Raw genomic sequence first — 19,150 nt, forward strand, 5'->3', positions numbered from 1 at the left:
GCGAATCATGGCATTCCTTGAGATCGAAAATCTGCATAAGTCCTTCGGGGCGAACACGGCGCTGCATCACTTCGACATGAAGATCGAACGCGGCGAATTCATCACATTCCTTGGACCGTCCGGCTGCGGCAAGACCACGGTGCTGCGGATGATTGCCGGCTTCGAAACGCCGACGCGCGGCATCATCCGGCTGGATAACAAGGACGTGACGCATTTGCGCACGCGGCAGCGCAAGGTCGGCATGGTGTTTCAGTCGTACGCGCTGTTTCCGAACATGACGGTGGCCGATAACATCGGCTTCGGGCTGAAGATCACGCACCGTCCGCAGGCGGAGATCAAGAAGCGCGTCGAGGAGATGTTGCAATTGATCAAGCTGCCGCATCTCGGCGAGCGTTATCCGTGGCAATTGTCAGGTGGTCAGCAGCAGCGTGTGGCGTTGGCGCGCGCGCTTGCCGGCAAGCCGCAGGTGCTGTTGCTCGACGAACCGTTGTCGGCGCTCGACGCGAAGATTCGCATTTCGTTGCGGCAAGACATTCGGGCGTTGCAGCGTGAGTTGGGTATTACGTCGATTTTCGTCACACACGATCAGGAAGAGGCGCTGTCGATTTCGGACCGCATCGTGGTGATGAACGAGGGGCGCGTCGAACAGATCGGCTCGCCTTCGGAGATTTACAACTATCCGCGCACGCGCTTTGTCGCCTCGTTTGTCGGCACGTTGAACATTCTGGCGGGGCATGTGATCGACCCGAAAACCGGCAAGATGGCCGTCGACGGTCAGGAGCTGACCACCACGCAAGAACTGCCGGCAGACGACGCGGGCAAGAAACGCATGCTCGCGCTGCGGCCTGAAGCGATTGTGCTGGAGCCGGCCGCGCCGGGCCGCAACACGCTGAACGCAACCGTCGAAGAAGTGAATTTCCTCGGCGCGGTGGTGCGCATCAGAACGCGTGTGAGGGATGCGGTCATTTCACTCGATGTGTTCAACGACCCGAATCGCGGCTTGCCCGAACGAGGTCAACCGGTGTCGCTGGGCTTCTCCCACGAGAACTTGTTGGTGCTGGAAGAGGGCGGTGCATAGAGGTCGAACAGCGCTGCCTGACGTGGGCGAGGGCCGCGCGTACGGGCGGCCCGGTTTCTGCTGACGCGTGCGAAGGCCCTGCGAGCAGGCTGAGCGGTTTCGGCTGAAGTGGGCGAAAGCCGCAGCCCCAAAGGCTCCCCGGGTTTTCCCGGACTTACCGCCTGTATGGATTCCGGATTCCCCGACACCCCTCGTCTGGATTTCTGGAATCCCGGACGGCGCACGCCGTAACACACCAAAAAACCTATAAAAATCAAAGCGATTCGCTTCGCATCAAGCTGGCATCGACCTTGCAATTTAGATCACGCGGCCGCAACGGTCCGACAACTAAAGCAAGGAGACAACGATGTCTGATTTCCCCTCCCGGTATTTCTGAATTCGTCGTCTTGTCGCGGCCTAATGCCGTGCACAGGCGTGACGACTATTCGTTCGCATGATGCGCAGCGTGGCAGGCCTTGAGCTCACCCATATCGCAGGAAACATCGTGAAGAAACCTATCCACAAAGTGCTGTACGTCCAGGTGATCGTAGCGATCCTCATCGGCATCGCGCTCGGCCATTTTTCGCCAGACTTCGCCGTCGACATGAAACCGCTCGGCGACGGCTTCATCAAGCTGATCAAGATGGTGATCGGGCCGATCATCTTCTGTACGGTGGTGACCGGCATTGCCGGCATGGAAGACATGAAGAAGGTCGGGCGCGTCGGCGGCAAGGCGCTGCTGTACTTCGAAATCGTCTCGAGCTTCGCGCTGCTGCTCGGCCTGATCGCGACGCACGTGCTGAAGCCCGGTGTCGGCTTCAATATCGATCCGGCCACGCTCGACGGCAAGGCTGTCGCGTCGTATGCCGCGAAGGCGCACGGCCAGACCACGGTCGACTTCCTGATGCACATCATTCCGGACACGCTCTCGTCGGCTTTCGCGCAAGGCGAAATCCTGCAGATCCTGCTGATCGCGTTGCTGTTCGGCGCGGTGCTGGCAACGGCCGGTGAGAAGGGCAAGGTCGTCACGAACTTCATCGACGGGCTTTCGCATGTGCTGTTCGGCATCGTGCGCATCATCACGAAGCTGGCGCCGATCGGCGCATTCGGCGCGATGGCGTTCACGATCGGCAAGTACGGCATCGGCTCGCTGTTGCCGATGCTCAAGCTGGTCGGCACGTTCTATCTGACCTCGATCGTGTTCGTGGTGGTCGTGCTCGGCATCATCGCGCGTGCGGTGGGCTTCAACATCCTGCGCTTTGTCGCGTACATCAAGGAAGAGATGCTGATCGTGCTGGGCACGAGCTCGTCGGAAGCTGCGCTGCCGCAACTGATGCTGAAGCTCGAAAAGCTTGGCTGCTCGCGTTCGGTGGTGGGCCTTGTGGTGCCGACCGGTTACTCGTTCAACCTCGACGGCACCAACATCTACATGACGATGGCCGTGCTGTTCATCGCGCAGGCAACGAACACCGACCTCACGTGGACGCAGCAGTTGACGCTGCTCGCGGTGACGATGCTGACTTCGAAGGGCGCGAGCGGTGTGACGGGCGCAGGCTTCATCACGCTGGCCGCAACGTTGGCTGTGGTGCCGACCATTCCGCTGTCGGGCATGGTGCTGATCCTCGGTATCGACCGTTTCATGAGCGAATGCCGCGCGCTGACGAACATCGTCGGCAACGGTGTGGCGACAGTGGTGGTGTCGGCATGGGAAAAGGAACTGGACCGCAACAAGCTGAATGCCGCGTTGCGGGGTGAGGTGGCAGTCAAAGAGCCGGCTGGGGTCTAAGCCGCATACCGGCGACGACTCCCGATCACGGCCGCGGACCCCCACCTATGAAAGCGGCGGCCGCGCGCCGTGACTCCGCGCCGTTGGCCGACGAAGCTCGCGCCGACGGCGCGTCGCCTTATGCCACAATATCCGATCCTCACCGATCGGGAATTGCCAACGTGACGCGCCGCCTGCTGATCCTCTTCGCGCTCGTCGCCGGGCTCGTGGTGGCGTGCGGGCTCACGTACAGCATTGCGTGGCAGAGCGGCATCGACAATTTGCGGCGCAACGCCGCGGTGCGAGTCGATCGCACTACGAGCGCGCTGAAAAGCACGCTTGAGCGCTACGAATCGCTGCCTTATCTGCTGGCCGAACATCCTATCGTGCAGGACGTGCTGGTCAATCCCAGTCCGGCCAACGTCGAGCGCGCCAATCTCTATCTCGAAGACCTCAACCGCCACGCGCGGGCAACGGTCACCTACATCATTCCGCTCGACGGCTATTGCGTCGCCGCGAGCAACTGGCACGGGCCGGGCAGCTTCATCGGCGCGGGCTATCAGTTCCGGCCGTATTTTCTCGATGCGGTGAAGGGCGGCGTGGGCCGCTTCTTCGGTATCGGCACGATTTCGCAGGCGCCGGGTTATTACATCTCGCAGCCAGTGCGGCGGGACGGCAAAATCGTCGGCGTGGCAGTCGTCAAACTCGACCTGGAATGGTTTCAGGGCACGGATGCGTTCGAGCCCTTGGTTGTCACCGACGATCACGGCGTGATTTTTCTGTCGTCGATGCCGACGTGGAAATATCACACGATACGGCCGTTGTCGGGACAGGTCGCCGATTCGATCTATCAGGCGCGCCAGTACGCACAGCAACCGATTGCGCCGCTGCCGGTGACGATCGAACGCACGCTCGAAGGCAACGCGCAGATCGTGCGGATCGGCGGTGGCCGCTATGCACCGCGCTATCTGGCGTCGCGGCGCGGCATGGGCGAACCGGACTGGCATCTGATTACGATGTCGCCCGTCAATCCGGTCGACGCCGACGCGCGCAATGCGACCATCGTTACCGGCTTCGGATACGTTTCACTGGTGTTGTTCGCGTTCTACTGGAGAATGCGCCGCGCCCGGGTGCGCGAAGTGATGCGCAGCCGTTCTCTGCTGCAAAAGGCCTACGCTGAATTGAACCAGCGAGTGGCCGAGCGCACCGCGGATCTCTCGCAGGCGAACGAGCAGTTGCAGAAGGAAGTCGCCGAGCGAACGCGCGCCGAACAGGAACTGCGCGCAGCGCACGATGAGCTGATCCAGGCCAGCAAGCTTGCCGCGCTGGGTCAGATGGCGGCGGGCATCACGCATGAATTGAATCAGCCTCTCGCGGCGCTGCGCGGTTTCTCGGATAACACGCGCGTGCTGCTCGAACGCGGCGACCAGGCTTCGGCGCGTGAAAATCTCGAAGCGATCGCGGCGCTCACCGAGCGCATGGGCAAGATCACCAATCAGTTGAAGCTGTTCGTCGGACGCGCGCGGCCGCGCAGCGCGCGCGCGCCGATCATGCGAGCCTTGCGCAACGTCATCGCGCTGCTGCAAAAGCGCCTGCAAGGCGTCGAAGTCGAGTTTGCGTTGCTCGACGCCGCCACCGGCGCACGCACGCCGCTAAATCTCGCCGACGATCCCCCCGATCTGGTTGCCAATTGCGACGATCTGCGGCTCGAACAGGTGCTGATCAATCTGCTCGGCAACGCGCTCGACGCCACGGCAGGGATGACGCCGCCGCGCATTTCGATCGAGATCGAAGCCGCTGAGTCGAGCGTATCGTTCGCCGTGCGCGACAACGGCCCAGGCATTCCCGAAGACGTGCTGCCGCGTCTGTTCGAACCGTTCTTCACGACCAAGGAAATGGGCCAGGGGTTGGGGCTCGGCCTCGCGATTTCATCGTCGATTGCGCGCGACTGCGGCGGCACCTTGGTGGCGCGCAACGCGCCGGACGGCGGTGCATTATTCGTATTGACGCTGCGCCGCGCGCGCGTGCAAACGAGCCACACATCGGATCCGCTCACCACGGGCTCCTGAATCAGACGAGAACGACATGCTGAACCACGGCTTGCAAGTGCTGTACATCGAAGACGACGAGCTGGTGCGGCGCGCCAGCGTGCAGAGTTTGCAACTGGCGGGCTTCGACGTGATCGGCCATGCGTCGGCGGAATCCGCAGCGAAAATGATTAGCGCGGATTTCTCAGGGGTGATCGTCAGCGATATTCGCCTGCCTGGCGCAAGCGGTCTCGAACTGCTCGCGCAGTGCCACGAGCGCGCGCCCGACGTGCCGGTGATTCTGGTCACCGGCCATGGCGATATTTCGATGGCCGTGCAGGCCATGCGTGACGGCGCGTATGACTTCATCGAAAAGCCGTTCGCATCCGAGCGTCTGATCGAAACCGTGCGACGTGCGCTGGAGCGCCGCAAGCTGGTGCTGGAGAACCTCGCGCTGCGCCGTGAGCTGGCCGGGCAGAACACAGTGGCGCCGCGCATCATCGGCCGTAGTCCGGCGATCGAGCAGGTGCGGCGGCTGATCGCGAATATCGCGCCGACCGACGCGTCGGTGCTGATCAACGGCGACACTGGCGCAGGCAAGGAGTTGATCGCGCGCAGTCTGCATGAACTGTCGCCGCGGCGTGACAAACCGTTTATTGCGGTGAACTGCGGCGCGCTGCCGGAGCCGATGTTCGAGTCGGAAATGTTCGGCTACGAACCCGGTGCGTTCACCGGCGCGGCAAAACGCCGGATCGGCAAGCTCGAACATGCTTCCGACGGCACGCTGTTCCTCGACGAAATCGAGAGCATGCCGCTTGCGTTGCAGGTCAAACTGCTGCGCGTGTTGCAGGACGGCGTGCTGGAACGACTCGGCTCGAATCAGCCGATTCGCGTGAATTGCCGCGTGGTGGCCGCCGCGAAGGGCGACATGGCCGAGCATGTCGCGGACGGGTCGTTCCGTCGCGATTTGCTATACCGCCTGAACGTGGTGACGATTGCGCTGCCGCCCTTGGGCGAGCGTCGCGAGGATATCGTGCCATTGTTCGAGCACTTCCTGCTGGACGCGGCGGTGCGTTATCAACGCCCGGCGCCAATTCTTACGGATCGGCAGCGTGCGAGTCTGATGCAGCGCGATTGGCCGGGAAATGTGCGCGAACTGCGCAACGCCGCCGACCGCTTCGTGCTCGGCGTGGCCGACGATCCGGTCATGTCTTTCGCCGACGACGGCGTAGCGACGCAACCGTTGAAGGAACGCGTCGAGCAGTTCGAGCGGGCGGTGATCGCGGAGGCGTTGGAGCAGGCCGGCGGTGCCGTGGCGGTCGCGGCAGACAAACTGCAGCTTGGCAAGGCGACGCTTTACGAGAAGATCAAGCGATATGGCCTGGCGGCCAAAGGGGAAGGGGAGCGGTGAGGACTTGAAGCGCCGGCGGCGAGGAGGTATGACCCCGCCGCCGGCGTGTTTGAATCTGGGCGCTTTGCTTCAGGCTGTTCGTGGCAATCAGGTGGCAATCAGGCGCCAATCAGGCCGCGTTCAGTGCCTTTTCCAGCAACTGATCGAGTTCTGCGAATTGCGGCTCGCCGACGTAGCGCTTCAGAATCCTGCCGTCCTTGTCGACCAGGAAGGTAGTAGGCGTGAGCTGGACGTTGCCGAACTGCTTGGCGGCCGAGCCGTCGTCCATCGCAACCTTGAACGGCAACTGGCGGGTTTGCGTGTAGTTGGCCACGTACATCGGCGCGTCGTAGTTCATCGCGACGGCGACGAATTCGAGCCCTTTGCCCTTGAAGCGGTTATAGGTCTGGACCATCTGCGGCATTTCCTTCATGCAGGTGTCGCAGCTGGTCGCCCAGAAGTTGACCAGATAGACCTTGCCTTTCAGATCGGCGGTCGAGACTTTCTGGCCCGACAGCAACGTGAAGGTCGCATCGGGCACGCGCTGCTGGCCGGCGAACGCGAAATAGCCGGCAATCGCAATCGCGACGGCTACAACGGCGATGATGATGGTGCGAATCGGATTCGCGCGCCGTGCGGCGGTGGACGGGGTGGAGCTCATGAACGGAACCTCGAGAGTCGCGCAGAAAGCGCGGGACAGTGCGTTGGTTGGGCTGCTTTTGGACTTGCTTTGGGACTATTAAATCCGGTACTGCTTGGCGTCGCTATTGTAGCCCCATTCCGGCCGCGCGGCAGCGGGCGGCCCGGGAGGGGATAATAGGACTTTACGTTCCTGTCAGCCTGATCTTCTGTCCCCATGCTCCGAACCGCTTTTCGCTTCTTCGCCCGGATCTTGATTGTGCCGTTTGGCCGTCCCGGTAGCCGCTCCCCGAGTTTTTCCCTGGCCGACGGCCGCATGGCCGGCGCCGCATCGCGCTTGCAGCGGGCGCGCGCAGTACTTGGTACGGCGGCCTGCGCGCTGGCGTTGGGCGGCGCGCTGGCAGCGTGTTCGCCGACCTTCGACTGGCGGACCATCATGAACAACGACAACGGCTATACGGTCGACCTGCCGGCCAAGCCGGGTAACGATCAGCGGGTGGTCCAGATCGGCGGCACGCCGATGCAGATGGCGATGCAGACAGCCGAAGCCGGCGACGCCCTGTTCGCGGTCGGCACCGTGATGCTGCCGAACGACGGCGATGCGACACAGCGCGCTGCGCTCGAATTCCTGCGCACGGGTCTCGCCCGCAACGTCGGCGCCGCGCCGGACGCGCACGCGGTGCAAATCCCGCTCGCCGCCGGCGGCCAGGTGCTGGGTCTGGAAATGAAGCTGACCGGTGAAGCCGGTTCGCAACACGAAACGCGCACCGTGTACGCGCGGTTGGTCGCGCGTGGCCGGCATGTGTATCAGGCGGCGATCATCGCGTCCGGGCCTCTGCAGCAGGAGCAGGTCGACCAGTTTTTTTCGTCGTTCCAACTGTATTGAAAGCGGCCGTTCTGGCCGATTCGGCGCGCGACACGATCTTCGTGCACAGTGAAAGTTCCTTCGTAGCATCGCGCGCTAATTCCCGGTTTACGTTGAAGTTTTTCGATTCCTCACAGGTGCTGTGGATAACTCTGTTGAGAACTTCGTGTTTTTTGCCGAAGATGCCCATCCCGTGGGCATTCTGTCAGATTGAGCCCGCTCCGGGCGGTCGAAATAATCCAATTAAATCAATGCCCTTTGGATGCATGCTTCCATGTGCCTTTCAGATGTTTCCAGATTTGTCTGGAGCGCGCACATGTGCATAAGTCAAGTCTTGACAGCCAATTTTTCGCCTTATACCGACCCAAAAGCCCGGCGATATTGAATGGCTTCACCGATCTGCGCGGCGCTCGGCATGGCGGTGCCAGCCAGGTCGGCGATGGTCCGCGCCACCTTCAGGACGCGATAGTAAGCACGCGCCGACCAGCCGAAGCGCTCGCCGGCCTGGCGCAGCAAAGCTTCACCTGCTGCGTCGGGGCGGCAGACCTCGTCCACTTCCCGTCCGCCCAGTTCCCGATTGGTTTTGCCCTGCCTGGCCAGTTGCCGCTCGCGGGCGGCATTCACCCGCAGTGCGATCGTTGCGCTGGTTTCACCGGCGGCGGTGGAGCGCGCAGACAACTCCGCCGGCGTGAGTGCGGGAATCTCAATCTGGATGTCGATCCGGTCGAGCAGCGGCCCGGACAGCTTGCGCAGATAACGCGCCGCGATCTCCGGTGTGCAGCGGCAGCGGCCGTTGGGGTCGCCGCGCCATCCGCAGGGGCAAGGGTTCATCGCGGCGATCAGTTGGCAGGCGGCCGGAAAATCCGCCTGCAAGGCGGCGCGCGAGATTGTGATGCGACCGGCCTCGAGGGGCTCGCGCAGGGTTTCCAGCACATGACGGTCGAATTCCGGCAGTTCGTCCAGAAACAGCACACCCAGATGCGCCAGGGTGATCTCGCCGGGTTGCGGCGGATTGCGCCCGCCGACCAGCGCTGGAGCGCTCGACGAATGATGCGGCGCGCGAAACGGCCGTTGCCGCCATTGTGAGGGCGTAAAGCCGGCCCGGCTGGCGGACAGCAACGCGGCCGAGTTGAGTGCTTCGTCGTCGGTCATGGGCGGGAGCAGGCCTGGCAGGCGAGCGGCGAGCATCGATTTGCCTGCGCCGGGCGGCCCGACCAGCAAGACGTGGTGTCCGCCGGCCGCGGCGACTTCAAGCGCGCGGCGCGCGCCGCGCTGGCCGATCACGTCGGTCATGTCAGGAGCAGCGGCGGGCGCGGTCTCGCTGAGCTCGGGTGCTGCGATCGGGTAGAGCCGGGCGTCAGGCGCGCCGGCCAGATGCGCGCACAGCGACGGCAGATCGGTGGCGCCGTAGACATCGACACCGGGCACGAGCGCTGCCTCGGCCGCACTTGCAGCAGGTAGGTAGAGCTGCGGCGTGTGCTGAGCGCACGTCACGGGTATCGCCTGCTCGCCTGACGTAGTGAACGTTGACGCTCCACTGGAAGCGCTGCTCAAGCCACCGTGAGAAGGACCGCTGCGCGCCGTCCCGCAGGCCATCGCGAACGCCCCGCGCATCGGTCGCAGCGCGCCGGTCAGTGACAGTTCGCCGGCGAATTCACGGTGCAGGAGGGACTCGGCCGGAATCTGCCCGCTCGCCGCCAGAATGCCTAAGGCGATCGGCAGATCAAAGCGGCCGGACTCCTTCGGCAAATCGGCAGGAGCGAGATTGACGGTAATGCGCCGCACGGGGAAATCGAAGCTGCAGTTCTGCAGCGCCGCGCGTACGCGCTCGCGGCTTTCGCGCACTTCCAGATCTGGAAGGCCGACGATCGAAAAAGAGGGTAATCCGTTCGCGAGGTGAACCTCGACGGTTACTTCGGGCGCGCGGCCAGAGGCCGGCGCGCGACTGCGCACCACGGCAAGCGACATGTTTTCTCCCGTCGGACGGCGCGCCGAGGGCGCGCGCGAATCCCCTAAAACGCTGATGACGTCACGGCTCGCTTGCCAGTGATGTGCAGCACTGCGCAGCTAAAACGCTGCGAGCAAATCGTCAGGACGCTTGCGTTGTGACCGGCAGCTTCTGTTCGAGCTCGGCGACACGGCGCTCCAGCTCTTCGAGGCGCGCGCGGGTGCGCACCAGCACCTGGGTCTGCGTATCGAATTCCTCACGCGTGACCAGGTCGAGCTTGGAAAAGCCCTGCGACAGCATGGCTTTCACATTGCGTTCGACATCTTTGGCCGGCGAGTTCTTGAACAGCTCGCTCATGCGGGCCTGAAAATCGTTAAAAACATCGTTCGGTTGTTTCATGGTGTTCCCCTTGGTGCACAAAAAATGTGCATGTTTCATTGCGTCTGTGCTTTGTCACGGCGAATGGGCCGTCTTGGTGCATGACCTGTTGCCTGCCGCTGCCGTATGAGCCCGTTTGGTGCGTGCTCAAACGTTAAAAGCCTTCGAACACTCTAGCAACGATCCATACGCCGCGCCACCGTGCCCCGCCAACGTTGGCCATCCGGCCAAGGCCGCTTGCGCCCCTTTTGCAACGTGCAGTGAGCGAAGTCTGACACAACATGGCACGCGAGTTGCTGTTACTGCCCCGCGCGCACTGCCGGGTGCTTTTTGCCGGCAGCGGAACGAGACCACGCGAACGGGTTACAGGTACGCAAACAGGGTTACGCAACGGGTTACGCAACTTAGCGAGGGATGTCATGAAACTCATTACCGCAATCATCAAGCCGTTCAAGCTCGATGAGGCGCGCGAAGCCTTGTCGGCCATCGGCGTCTCAGGCATCACGGTGACGGAAGTCAAAGGCTTCGGTCGTCAGAAGGGCCACACGGAACTGTATCGGGGCGCTGAATACGTCGTCGATTTCCTGCCGAAGGTGAAGATCGAGGCAGCTGTCTCGGACGACATCGTCGACCAGGCGATCGAGGCGCTTGAGCGCGCGGCACGCACCGGCAAGATCGGCGACGGCAAGATTTTTGTCACCCCGATCGAGCAAGTGATTCGGATTCGCACCGGGGAGACCGGCGCGGACGCTCTGTAATACCAAAAGATAGCGACACAGATAGCGACAAGAGGAAACGAAGATGCGCAAATTATTGATGTCCATGCTGATGGCCGGTTCGCTGCTCGCGGGCGGTATCGGCGCCGCCCTTGCGGACGACGCTTCCGCCCCCGCAGCCGCCTCGGCCGCTGCTTCCGATACGACGGCGAGCGCGCCGGCACCGGACGCCTCGGCAGCCCCTGCTGCCGCAGCGGCCTCGGCACCGGCCGCTGACGCGTCCGCCGCACCGGCTGCCAGCGCCGCAGCCGCACCTGATGCATCGGCCGCATCCGCTGCCGCCGCACCGGCAGCTCCGACCGCGCCGTTCTCGGTCGATTCGTCGAAGATCAATTCGGGCGACACCGCCTGGATGCTGACCTCCACCGCCCTCGTGCTGTTCATGACGATCCCGGGTCTGGCACTGTTCTACGGCGGCATGGTCCGCAAGAAGAGCGTGCTCGCGATCCTGATGCAAAGCTTCGCGATCACCTGCCTGGTGTCGATCATCTGGGTCATCGTGGGCTACAGCCTCGCCTTCACGCCGGGCAACTCGTTCATCGGTGGCCTCTCACGCTTCTTCATGACGGGCATGAACTACATCCACGGCGACAAGGCCACGACGCTGACCGTCAGCCACCTCGCACCGACGATCCCGGAAACGGTCTACGTTGTCTATCAGATGACGTTCGCGATCATCACCCCGGCGCTGATCACGGGCGCGTTTGCCGATCGCATGAAGTTCTCGGCGATGCTGGTGTTCATGACGCTGTGGTCGATCATCGTCTACTCGCCGATCGCGCACATGGTCTGGGAACCGACCGGCTGGCTGGCTAGCGCGGGCATCCTCGACTTCGCGGGCGGCACGGTGGTGCACATCAACGCCGGTATCGCGGCGCTGGTCTGCGCGCTGGTGCTCGGCAAGCGTGTCGGCTACGGCAAGGAAGCGATGGCGCCGCACAACCTGACGCTCACGCTGATCGGTGGCGCCATGCTGTGGGTAGGCTGGTTTGGCTTCAACGCGGGTTCGGCAGTGGCAGCAGACGGCCGTGCCGGTTTCGCAATGTTCGCAACGCAAGTGGCAACCGCAGCAGCCGCACTCGCATGGATGTTCGCCGAATGGGCAACCAAGGGTAAGCCGTCGGTACTCGGTATCGTCTCGGGTGCCGTTGCAGGTCTGGTGGCGATTACGCCGGCTTCGGGCTTCGTCGGTATGACGGGCTCGCTGGTGATCGGCATCGCTGCAGGCGTGATCTGCTTCTGGTCGGCAACGTGGCTCAAGCACAAGCTCGGTTACGACGACTCGCTCGACGCGTTCGGCGTGCACTGCATCGGCGGTATCGTGGGTGCGTTGCTGACCGGCGTGTTCGCGGTCAAGGACATCGGCGGCTCGGACGGCAGCGTGATCCTGCAAGCCAAGGGCGTGCTGACGACGCTGATCTACAGCGGCGTGGTGAGCTACATCCTGCTGAAGGTCATCGACATGGTGATGGGCATCCGCGTGACGGAAGAACAGGAGCGCGAAGGCCTGGACGTGAGCCTGCACGGCGAACACGTCGAATAAGGATTGTTGGTACTCGCCGTCGAGCTCCAGGGCTTGACGGATCTGAATCAAGCGCAGCGACTTTGGCCCGCCTTTATGGCGGGCTTTTTTCTTGCTGCGTATCTTGTGAGCAGCAGTTTTCCCCGCCTATCATGGCGATAGCGAGAATGCATTCGCATCGGCTTGCGAATGGAGAAACCGTCCCCAAATGGACAAAGCATTTGCTCTACAATCTTTTTTCTCCAGTCTGCGAGTGATCAATGGTTCCGCACCTAGTTACGGCGTTAAACGGCCCGCTGCTCGATCTCGAGCGGAAGATCCTCGACGCTACGCCCGCCATCGAACGCTGGTTCCGGCTCGAATGGCAGGAGCACACGCCGCCGTTCTACTGTTCAGTCGATCTGCGTAACGCGGGCTTCAAGCTCGCGCCGGTCGACACCAATCTATTTCCCGGCGCGTTCAACAATCTGCCGCAGGAAGTGCTGCCGCTCGCCGTGCAGGCCGCGATGGCGTCGATCGAGAAGATCTGCCCGGACGCGAAGAATCTGCTGGTGATTCCGGAGCGGCATACGCGCAACGCGTTTTATCTCGAGAATGTCGCCCGTCTGGCTGCGATCATGCGTCAGGCCGGCTTGAACGTGCGTTTTGGCACGCTCGACGAAAGCATTGTCGGGCCGGTCACGATTGCATTGTCCGACGGGCAGAAGCTCGTGCTCGAACCGCTCGAGCGGTCGCAACGGCGCCTCGGTCTGAAGAATTTCGACCCGTGCTCGATTCTGCTGAACAATGACCTGTCAGGCGGCATTCCGCCCGTGCTGGAAAATCTGCACGAGCAGTATCTGCTGCCGCCGCTGCATGCGGGCTGGGCCGTTCGCCGCAAATCGACGCACTTCTCCTGTTACGACGACGTCGCGAAGAAGTTCGCGAAGATGGTCGAAATCGATCCGTGGATGATTAATCCGTACTTCGCGCGTGTCGAAGGGGTCGATTTCCAGCAGCGCACTGGCGAAGAAGCGCTGGCGGATGCGATCGACGGCGTGCTCAAGAAGATCGCCAAGAAGTATCGCGAGTACGGCATCTCCGAGAAACCGTATGTCGTCATCAAGTCAGATGCGGGCACCTATGGCATGGGTGTGATGACCGTGCACGATGCCTCGGAAGTGGCCGCGCTGACCAAGCGCGAACGCGCCAAGATGGCCACCACCAAAGACGGCCTCGAAGTGCATGACGTGATCGTGCAGGAAGGCGTGTACACCTTCGAGCGGATCGGCGAGGAAGTCGCCGAGCCAGTGGTGTATATGATCGACCGTTACGTCGTGGGCGGCTTCTACCGCGTGCACGGCAGCCGCGAGCGCGATCAGAATCTGAATGCGCCCGGCATGCATTTCGTGCCGCTCGGCTTCGAGCATACGGCGCTGCCGGATGCGCACGCCAAGCCCGGCGCGGCAGTGCCGAACCGCTTCTATATGTACGGCGTGGTGGCGCGGCTCGGGTTGCTGGCCGCATCGGTTGAACTGGAAAAGACCGATCCGGAAGCGATTCAGGTTTAAGCCTCGCGAGGTGGACGATGGCGGCATGCGTGCCGCCATCGCCATTTTCAGCGACTATATTTACGATCAATGCCAAGCCCTAAGGGCGCACCGGAATCCCCATGGACATTCTTTTCATCGCCGATCCGCTTACGCAGTTCAAGATCTACAAAGACTCGACCTACGCGATGATGGCCGAAGCCGCGCGCCGCGGTCATACGCTCCACACGTGCGAGCCGAAGCATCTGGCGTGGACGGGCGGCGACGTCGAGGCGAACGTGCAGCGCTTTGCGATCGTCGGCGACGTAACGGACCTGCATCGTGACACCTGGTACGCCGCTGAAGCCGCCGCGCCGCGTTCGCTGAAGCGCTTCAGCGCGGTCGTGATGCGTAAAGACCCGCCGTTCGATATGGAATACGTGACGTCGACCTGGCTGCTGGAAATGGCCGAGCGTGGCGGCGCGCGCATCTTCAACAAGCCGCAGGCGATTCGCGATCATTCGGAAAAGCTGGCGATCGGCGAGTTCGCACAGTTCGTGGCGCCGACTTTGGTGACGCGCGACGCCGCCCGTTTGCGGGCCTTCCATGAAGAACACGGCGACGTGATCCTGAAGCCGCTCGACGGCATGGGTGGCATGGGTGTGTTCCGCGTGAAGGCCGACGGCATGAATCTCGGCTCGATCATCGAGATGCTGAGCCACGACGGCGCGCGCTCGGTGATGGCGCAAAAATTCATCCCCGAGATCAAGGAAGGTGACAAGCGCATTCTTCTGATCGGCGGCGAAGCGGTGCCGTTTTCGCTCGCGCGGATTCCTCAGGGCAATGAAGTGCGCGGCAATCTGGCGGCCGGCGGATTGGGCGTGGCACGTCCGCTCACCGAGCACGACCGCAAGATCGCCGACACGCTCGCCCCGGTGCTCGCGGCGCGCGGTTTGCTGCTGGTCGGGCTGGACGCGATCGGCGACTGGCTCACCGAGGTAAACGTGACGAGTCCGACGTGTTTTCGCGAGATCATGGATCAGACCGGCTTCGACGTCGCCGCGTTGTTCATCGACGCGCTGGAGCGCGCGGCAGCTTGAGGCGCAGCCCTTGAATGACCGCCATAGTCCCCAAACTGTGTAGTAAATCCGCATCAAGCAAAACACCGGCTTTGGCGCGAAAATGGGCCTGATACAATGCCCGCTCTCCCGCGCCAAGCCGAATCGAGGGCGTCTGCTGGACGCTGCAGGCATGGATTGCGGACTGTAAACGAGCTGCTTTCCGCCAGTGCCGTCGCGACATCAGGCGCCGCGGGCCGCTCGTCAGATGAGGCGTTCCGGCCCTCACGACCCACGGCCGGTCGAGGGCGCTTACGAACCGGGCTTCGTCCCGGTCCGCGGTTCGGGGCCGTTCTTTTGCAGTAAGGCTGACATGGCAGGCATTCTGATCATTGCGCACGCTCCGTTCGCCACCGCGTTGCGCGATTGTATTTCGCACATCTACGGTGGCTTGCCGGCTCGCATCGGCGTGATCGACGTATCGCCGGATTGCGATCCCGCACAGCAGGTCGCGTTTGCGCATTCGGAAATTGAGCGGCTCAAGGAAGAAAACGGCGCACTCGTGCTCACCGACATGTTCGGCGCCACGCCGGCGAATATCGCCGGGCGGCTCGCTTCGGTGCCGAACGTCCGTGTGCTGTGCGGCGTCAATCTGCCGATGCTGGTGCGTGCGGTCTGTTATCGCGCAACCCCGCTCGACACGCTGGTCGACAAAGCGCTCGCCGGGGCCACCAAGGGCGTGCACACAATCGGGCCCGCCACGCCGGCGCCGGTTGCGCCTGCTGCGGCATCCGGCGACTGTTTGCCTGCCTTGCCGCCCGAGGCCGCTTCCAGCGACTGTTTGCCCGCCTTGCCTGTCGAGGCCGACCTGACTCAGAAAGCCGGCTCGACCGGGTTGTAAGCGTATCGCACGGCTTTAAACGATTGCGATCGGGTTGCGACCCTGCAACCTGATTGCAACCGGTTTGCAGTTTCATCTTTCACCACAACACTTACCCGCGCTTCGGACCATCACATGCTGCAACAGGAAACGACTATTGTGAACAAGCTGGGGCTGCACGCGCGCGCGTCGGCCAAGTTGACGCAACTCGCGGGCAACTACCAGGCGGAAATCTGGATGAGCCGCAATGGCCGCCGTATCAATGCCAAAAGCATCATGGGTGTGATGATGCTGGCCGCGGGTATAGGCAGCACGGTGCTGATCGAAACGGAAGGTACCGACGAAAAAGAAGCAATGGACGCATTGTTGAAACTGATTGCCGATAAATTCGGCGAAGGTCAGTGAGTTCACGCGTTTCTTTTGTCTGAATCAAAATGCCGCGGCTGTCCGCGGCATTTTTTTTAGCGCGAGACAATCGGAGTAAGAGAGGTGTGCGGGGGCGTGAGCCGGCAGTGCAGGCGGAGCGGGGAGGGCGTTGTCGGAACGCAAGGCGGATGAAGGCGCATTGTCGTGGTCGATTACGGTATTTCGTGCTGCACTGCACACAGCCCTGGCGTACTTGCAAAGGGCGCGGAATTTATAATGGCAAAGAGAGTCTGAGAGCATTGCAGCGGTTTGCCGCGGCATCACACAACTAGAGGAGGTGCGCGTGTCCTTCACGCTGCATGGAATTCCCGTGTCACGCGGTATCGCCATCGGGCGGGCTTATCTGATCGCCCCGGCTGCACTTGACGTAGACCACTATCTGATCGAACCCGCCCAGATCGAGGGCGAGATCGAGCGTTTTCGCGTGGCCCAGCAACATGTGCACTATGAGCTCGACGCATTGCGTGCCGATCTCGCCGCAGATGCGCCGAGCGAAATGGGCGCGTTCATCAACGTTCATTCAATGATCCTGAACGATGCGATGCTCGTGCAGGAAACCATCGACCTGATCCGCACGCGCCGCTACAACGTCGAGTGGGCGCTGACCGAACAACTCGAGCGCCTGTCGCGCCATTTCGACGATATCGAAGACGAATACCTGCGCGAGCGCAAAGCCGACATCGAACAGGTGGTAGAGCGCGTGCTGAAGGCGCTCGCCGGCGCTTCGGTGGCACTGGTGGACGGTGTGCACGGTACGTGCGACGAGATGATCGTGGTCGCGCACGACATCGCGCCGGCCGACATGATGCAATTCAAAACGCAAACGTTTCAGGGTTTCGTCACCGATCTCGGCGGACGGACGTCGCATACGGCGATTGTCGCGCGCAGCCTTGGCATTCCGGCCGCGGTCGGCGTGCAGCATGCGAGCCAGCTGATCCGTCAGGACGACCTGATCATTGTCGACGGCGATCACGGCATCGTGATCGTCGATCCGGCGCCGATTGTGCTGGAGGAGTACTCATACCGCCAAAGCGAAAAAGCACTTGAGCAGCGCAAGCTGCAACGGCTGAAGTTTTCGCCGACGCAGACGCTGTGCGGTACACGCATCGAACTCTGCGCGAACATTGAACTGCCGGAAGACGCGAGCGCCGCAGTCGATTCGGGCGCGACCGGTGTGGGCTTGTTCCGCACCGAGTTCCTGTTCATGAATCACAAGCACCATTTGCCGGAAGAGGAAGAGCAGTTTGCTGCCTACCGTCGTGCGGTGGAGTTGATGAACGGCTTGCCTGTGACGATCCGTACGATCGACGTCGGCGCCGACAAGCCGCTCGACTCGATGGCCGGAGGCGACGGCTACGAAACCGCACCGAATCCCGCCTTGGGGCTCAGAGCGATTCGCTGGAGCCTCTCGGAGCCGCAAATGTTCCTGACGCAACTGCGCGCAATTCTTCGCGCGTCGGCGTTCGGCAAGGTTAAGATTCTGATTCCGATGCTCGCGCACGCGCAGGAGATCGATCAGACGCTCGATCTGATTCGCGAAGCCAAGCGTCAGCTGGACGATGCCGGCATCGCCTACGATCCGAACGTGCAGGTCGGCGCGATGATCGAGATTCCGGCCGCCGCGATTGCGTTGCCGCTATTTCTCAAGCGGCTGGATTTCCTGTCGATCGGCACTAACGATCTGATCCAGTACACGCTGGCCATCGATCGCGCGGATAACTCGGTCGCGCATCTGTACGACCCGCTGCATCCGGCGGTGCTGCATCTGATCGCCTTCACGCTGCGCGAGGCGAAGCGGGCGGGCGTGCCGGTGTCGGTATGCGGCGAGATGGCGGGCGATCCGGCGTTGACGCGTCTGTTGCTCGGCATGGGCCTTACCGAGTTTTCGATGCATCCGAGCCAGTTGCTGGTGGTCAAGCAGGAAGTGCTGCGCTCGCACCTGAAGACGCTCGAGAAGCCGGTGGCCGATGTGCTGGCTTCGTTCGAACCGGAAGAAGTCCAGGCGGCGCTCAAGCGCGTGGTGCTGGCTTGAGACTGAAAGCCGGGACTGGGCTCAAATAAAAAACGCCGCACATGTATGCGGCGTTTTTCATTCAGCGTCTTGCCTGTGCTCAGGCCTGATGCCGTTGCCCACATACCGGGCAATCCGGCTGGCGCGCAATGCGCATTGTGTTCCATTCCATTCGCAGCGAATCGAGCATCGTGAGGCGGCCCACTAGCGGCGTGCCGATTGCGCCGATCACTTTCAGCGCTTCAGCGGCTTGCATCGAGCCGATGATGCCGACCGTGGGCGCGAACACGCCCATGGTCGAGCACGCAACTTCCTCGAACGGTTGATCCTCAGGGAACACGCACGCGTAGCAGGGCGACGCGGTGTCGCGGAAATCGAAGGTGCTGATCTGGCCGTCGAAGCGCAGGGCCGCACCCGACACCAGCGGCACGCCATGTTTCACGCACGCCCGATTGATCGCATGGCGCGTTGCGAAGTTATCGGTGCAATCGAGCACGACGGTGGCTTGCGGCACCTCGCGATCGAGCCACGCATCGTCGACGCGTTCGGCGACCGCATTCACCACCACCTCAGGATTGATCTGGGCGATCGCGTCGCGCCCGGACTCCACCTTCTTGCGCCCGACCGACGCGCTCACGTGCAGAATCTGCCGCTGCAGATTGGTCAGGTCGACCGTATCTGCATCGACCAGCGTCAAGCGGCCGACGCCTGCCGCCGCCAGATACATCGCTGCAGGCGACCCCAAGCCACCCGCGCCGACGATGATCGCGTGCGCGTCGATAAAGCGCTGCTGCGCCTCGATGCCGATTTCGTCGACGAGGATATGGCGGGAATAGCGGAGGAGTTGATCGTCATTCATGGCGGGGCGCGTGGAGTGTCGCGCAATGAGATGCAGGACTG

The 19,150-nt window shown here is 62.4% G+C and carries 16 protein-coding genes; 12 read left to right on the forward strand and 4 right to left on the reverse strand.

Annotated elements, in window-relative coordinates; all coding sequences use genetic code 11:
- Positions 1–7 precede the first annotated feature (7 nt).
- From HHL24_RS10110 to HHL24_RS10125, 4 genes are all read left to right on the forward strand, one after another.
- Complete coding sequence (locus HHL24_RS10110) at positions 8–1,078, forward strand: ABC transporter ATP-binding protein (protein ID WP_169485365.1); 1,071 nt, start codon at positions 8–10, stop codon at positions 1,076–1,078.
- A 484-nt stretch (positions 1,079–1,562) separates the two neighbouring features.
- Entirely contained in the window at positions 1,563–2,843 is a 1,281-nt protein-coding gene (locus HHL24_RS10115) for a dicarboxylate/amino acid:cation symporter (RefSeq protein WP_169485366.1), read from the forward strand.
- 47 nt (positions 2,844–2,890) lie between these two features.
- Positions 2,891–4,891, forward strand: coding sequence for a sensor histidine kinase (locus HHL24_RS10120; protein ID WP_169485367.1), 2,001 nt, complete (start codon positions 2,891–2,893; stop codon positions 4,889–4,891).
- Between the two features lie 16 nt (positions 4,892–4,907).
- Positions 4,908–6,260 (forward strand): sigma-54-dependent transcriptional regulator, encoded by a 1,353-nt coding sequence (locus HHL24_RS10125; RefSeq protein ID WP_206002788.1) that lies wholly within the window; start codon positions 4,908–4,910, stop codon positions 6,258–6,260.
- A gap of 109 nt (positions 6,261–6,369) precedes the next feature.
- Here HHL24_RS10125 and HHL24_RS10130 read toward each other — a convergent pair whose 3' ends face one another.
- Positions 6,370–6,900, reverse strand: a complete 531-nt coding sequence (locus tag HHL24_RS10130; protein ID WP_169485368.1) for a TlpA disulfide reductase family protein — start codon at positions 6,898–6,900, stop codon at positions 6,370–6,372.
- Between the two features lie 294 nt (positions 6,901–7,194).
- On the opposite strand from HHL24_RS10130, the gene HHL24_RS10135 reads away from it, so the two are divergent.
- Complete coding sequence (locus tag HHL24_RS10135) at positions 7,195–7,764, forward strand: hypothetical protein (protein ID WP_169485487.1); 570 nt, start codon at positions 7,195–7,197, stop codon at positions 7,762–7,764.
- Positions 7,765–8,097: 333 nt separating this feature from the next.
- Here HHL24_RS10135 and HHL24_RS10140 read toward each other — a convergent pair whose 3' ends face one another.
- Both HHL24_RS10140 and HHL24_RS10145 read right to left on the reverse strand, forming a co-directional pair.
- A complete protein-coding gene (locus HHL24_RS10140) occupies positions 8,098–9,711 on the reverse strand; it encodes a YifB family Mg chelatase-like AAA ATPase (protein ID WP_169485369.1) in 1,614 nt (537 codons plus the stop codon).
- 121 nt (positions 9,712–9,832) lie between these two features.
- Positions 9,833–10,090 carry an accessory factor UbiK family protein gene (locus HHL24_RS10145; RefSeq protein WP_169485370.1) on the reverse strand — a complete coding sequence of 86 codons (258 nt, stop codon included), beginning with the start codon at positions 10,088–10,090 and terminating at the stop codon, positions 9,833–9,835.
- A 398-nt stretch (positions 10,091–10,488) separates the two neighbouring features.
- On the opposite strand from HHL24_RS10145, the gene HHL24_RS10150 reads away from it, so the two are divergent.
- The 7 genes from HHL24_RS10150 to ptsP all read left to right on the forward strand — a co-directional run bounded on the left by HHL24_RS10150 (position 10,489) and on the right by ptsP (position 18,271).
- On the forward strand, positions 10,489–10,827 hold the full coding sequence (locus tag HHL24_RS10150) for a P-II family nitrogen regulator (protein WP_006048089.1): 339 nt from the start codon (positions 10,489–10,491) through the stop codon (positions 10,825–10,827).
- A gap of 43 nt (positions 10,828–10,870) precedes the next feature.
- Complete coding sequence (locus tag HHL24_RS10155) at positions 10,871–12,388, forward strand: ammonium transporter (RefSeq protein WP_169485371.1); 1,518 nt, start codon at positions 10,871–10,873, stop codon at positions 12,386–12,388.
- Between the two features lie 239 nt (positions 12,389–12,627).
- Positions 12,628–13,917 carry a glutamate--cysteine ligase gene (gshA, locus tag HHL24_RS10160; protein ID WP_169485372.1) on the forward strand — a complete coding sequence of 430 codons (1,290 nt, stop codon included), beginning with the start codon at positions 12,628–12,630 and terminating at the stop codon, positions 13,915–13,917.
- Positions 13,918–14,018: 101 nt separating this feature from the next.
- Positions 14,019–14,975, forward strand: a complete 957-nt coding sequence (gene gshB / locus HHL24_RS10165) for a glutathione synthase (RefSeq protein ID WP_169485373.1) — start codon at positions 14,019–14,021, stop codon at positions 14,973–14,975.
- Between the two features lie 331 nt (positions 14,976–15,306).
- Positions 15,307–15,834 carry a PTS sugar transporter subunit IIA gene (locus tag HHL24_RS10170; RefSeq protein ID WP_169485374.1) on the forward strand — a complete coding sequence of 176 codons (528 nt, stop codon included), beginning with the start codon at positions 15,307–15,309 and terminating at the stop codon, positions 15,832–15,834.
- Between the two features lie 114 nt (positions 15,835–15,948).
- Positions 15,949–16,218 (forward strand): HPr family phosphocarrier protein, encoded by a 270-nt coding sequence (locus tag HHL24_RS10175; protein WP_054035732.1) that lies wholly within the window; start codon positions 15,949–15,951, stop codon positions 16,216–16,218.
- Positions 16,219–16,522: 304 nt separating this feature from the next.
- Positions 16,523–18,271 carry a phosphoenolpyruvate--protein phosphotransferase gene (ptsP, locus tag HHL24_RS10180; RefSeq protein WP_169485375.1) on the forward strand — a complete coding sequence of 583 codons (1,749 nt, stop codon included), beginning with the start codon at positions 16,523–16,525 and terminating at the stop codon, positions 18,269–18,271.
- 79 nt (positions 18,272–18,350) lie between these two features.
- Here ptsP and HHL24_RS10185 read toward each other — a convergent pair whose 3' ends face one another.
- On the reverse strand, positions 18,351–19,109 hold the full coding sequence (locus HHL24_RS10185; protein ID WP_169485376.1) for a HesA/MoeB/ThiF family protein: 759 nt from the start codon (positions 19,107–19,109) through the stop codon (positions 18,351–18,353).
- Between the last annotated feature and the right edge of the window lie 41 nt (positions 19,110–19,150).

Source organism: Paraburkholderia polaris, from assembly GCF_012927345.1.
Lineage (GTDB): Bacteria > Pseudomonadota > Gammaproteobacteria > Burkholderiales > Burkholderiaceae > Paraburkholderia > Paraburkholderia polaris.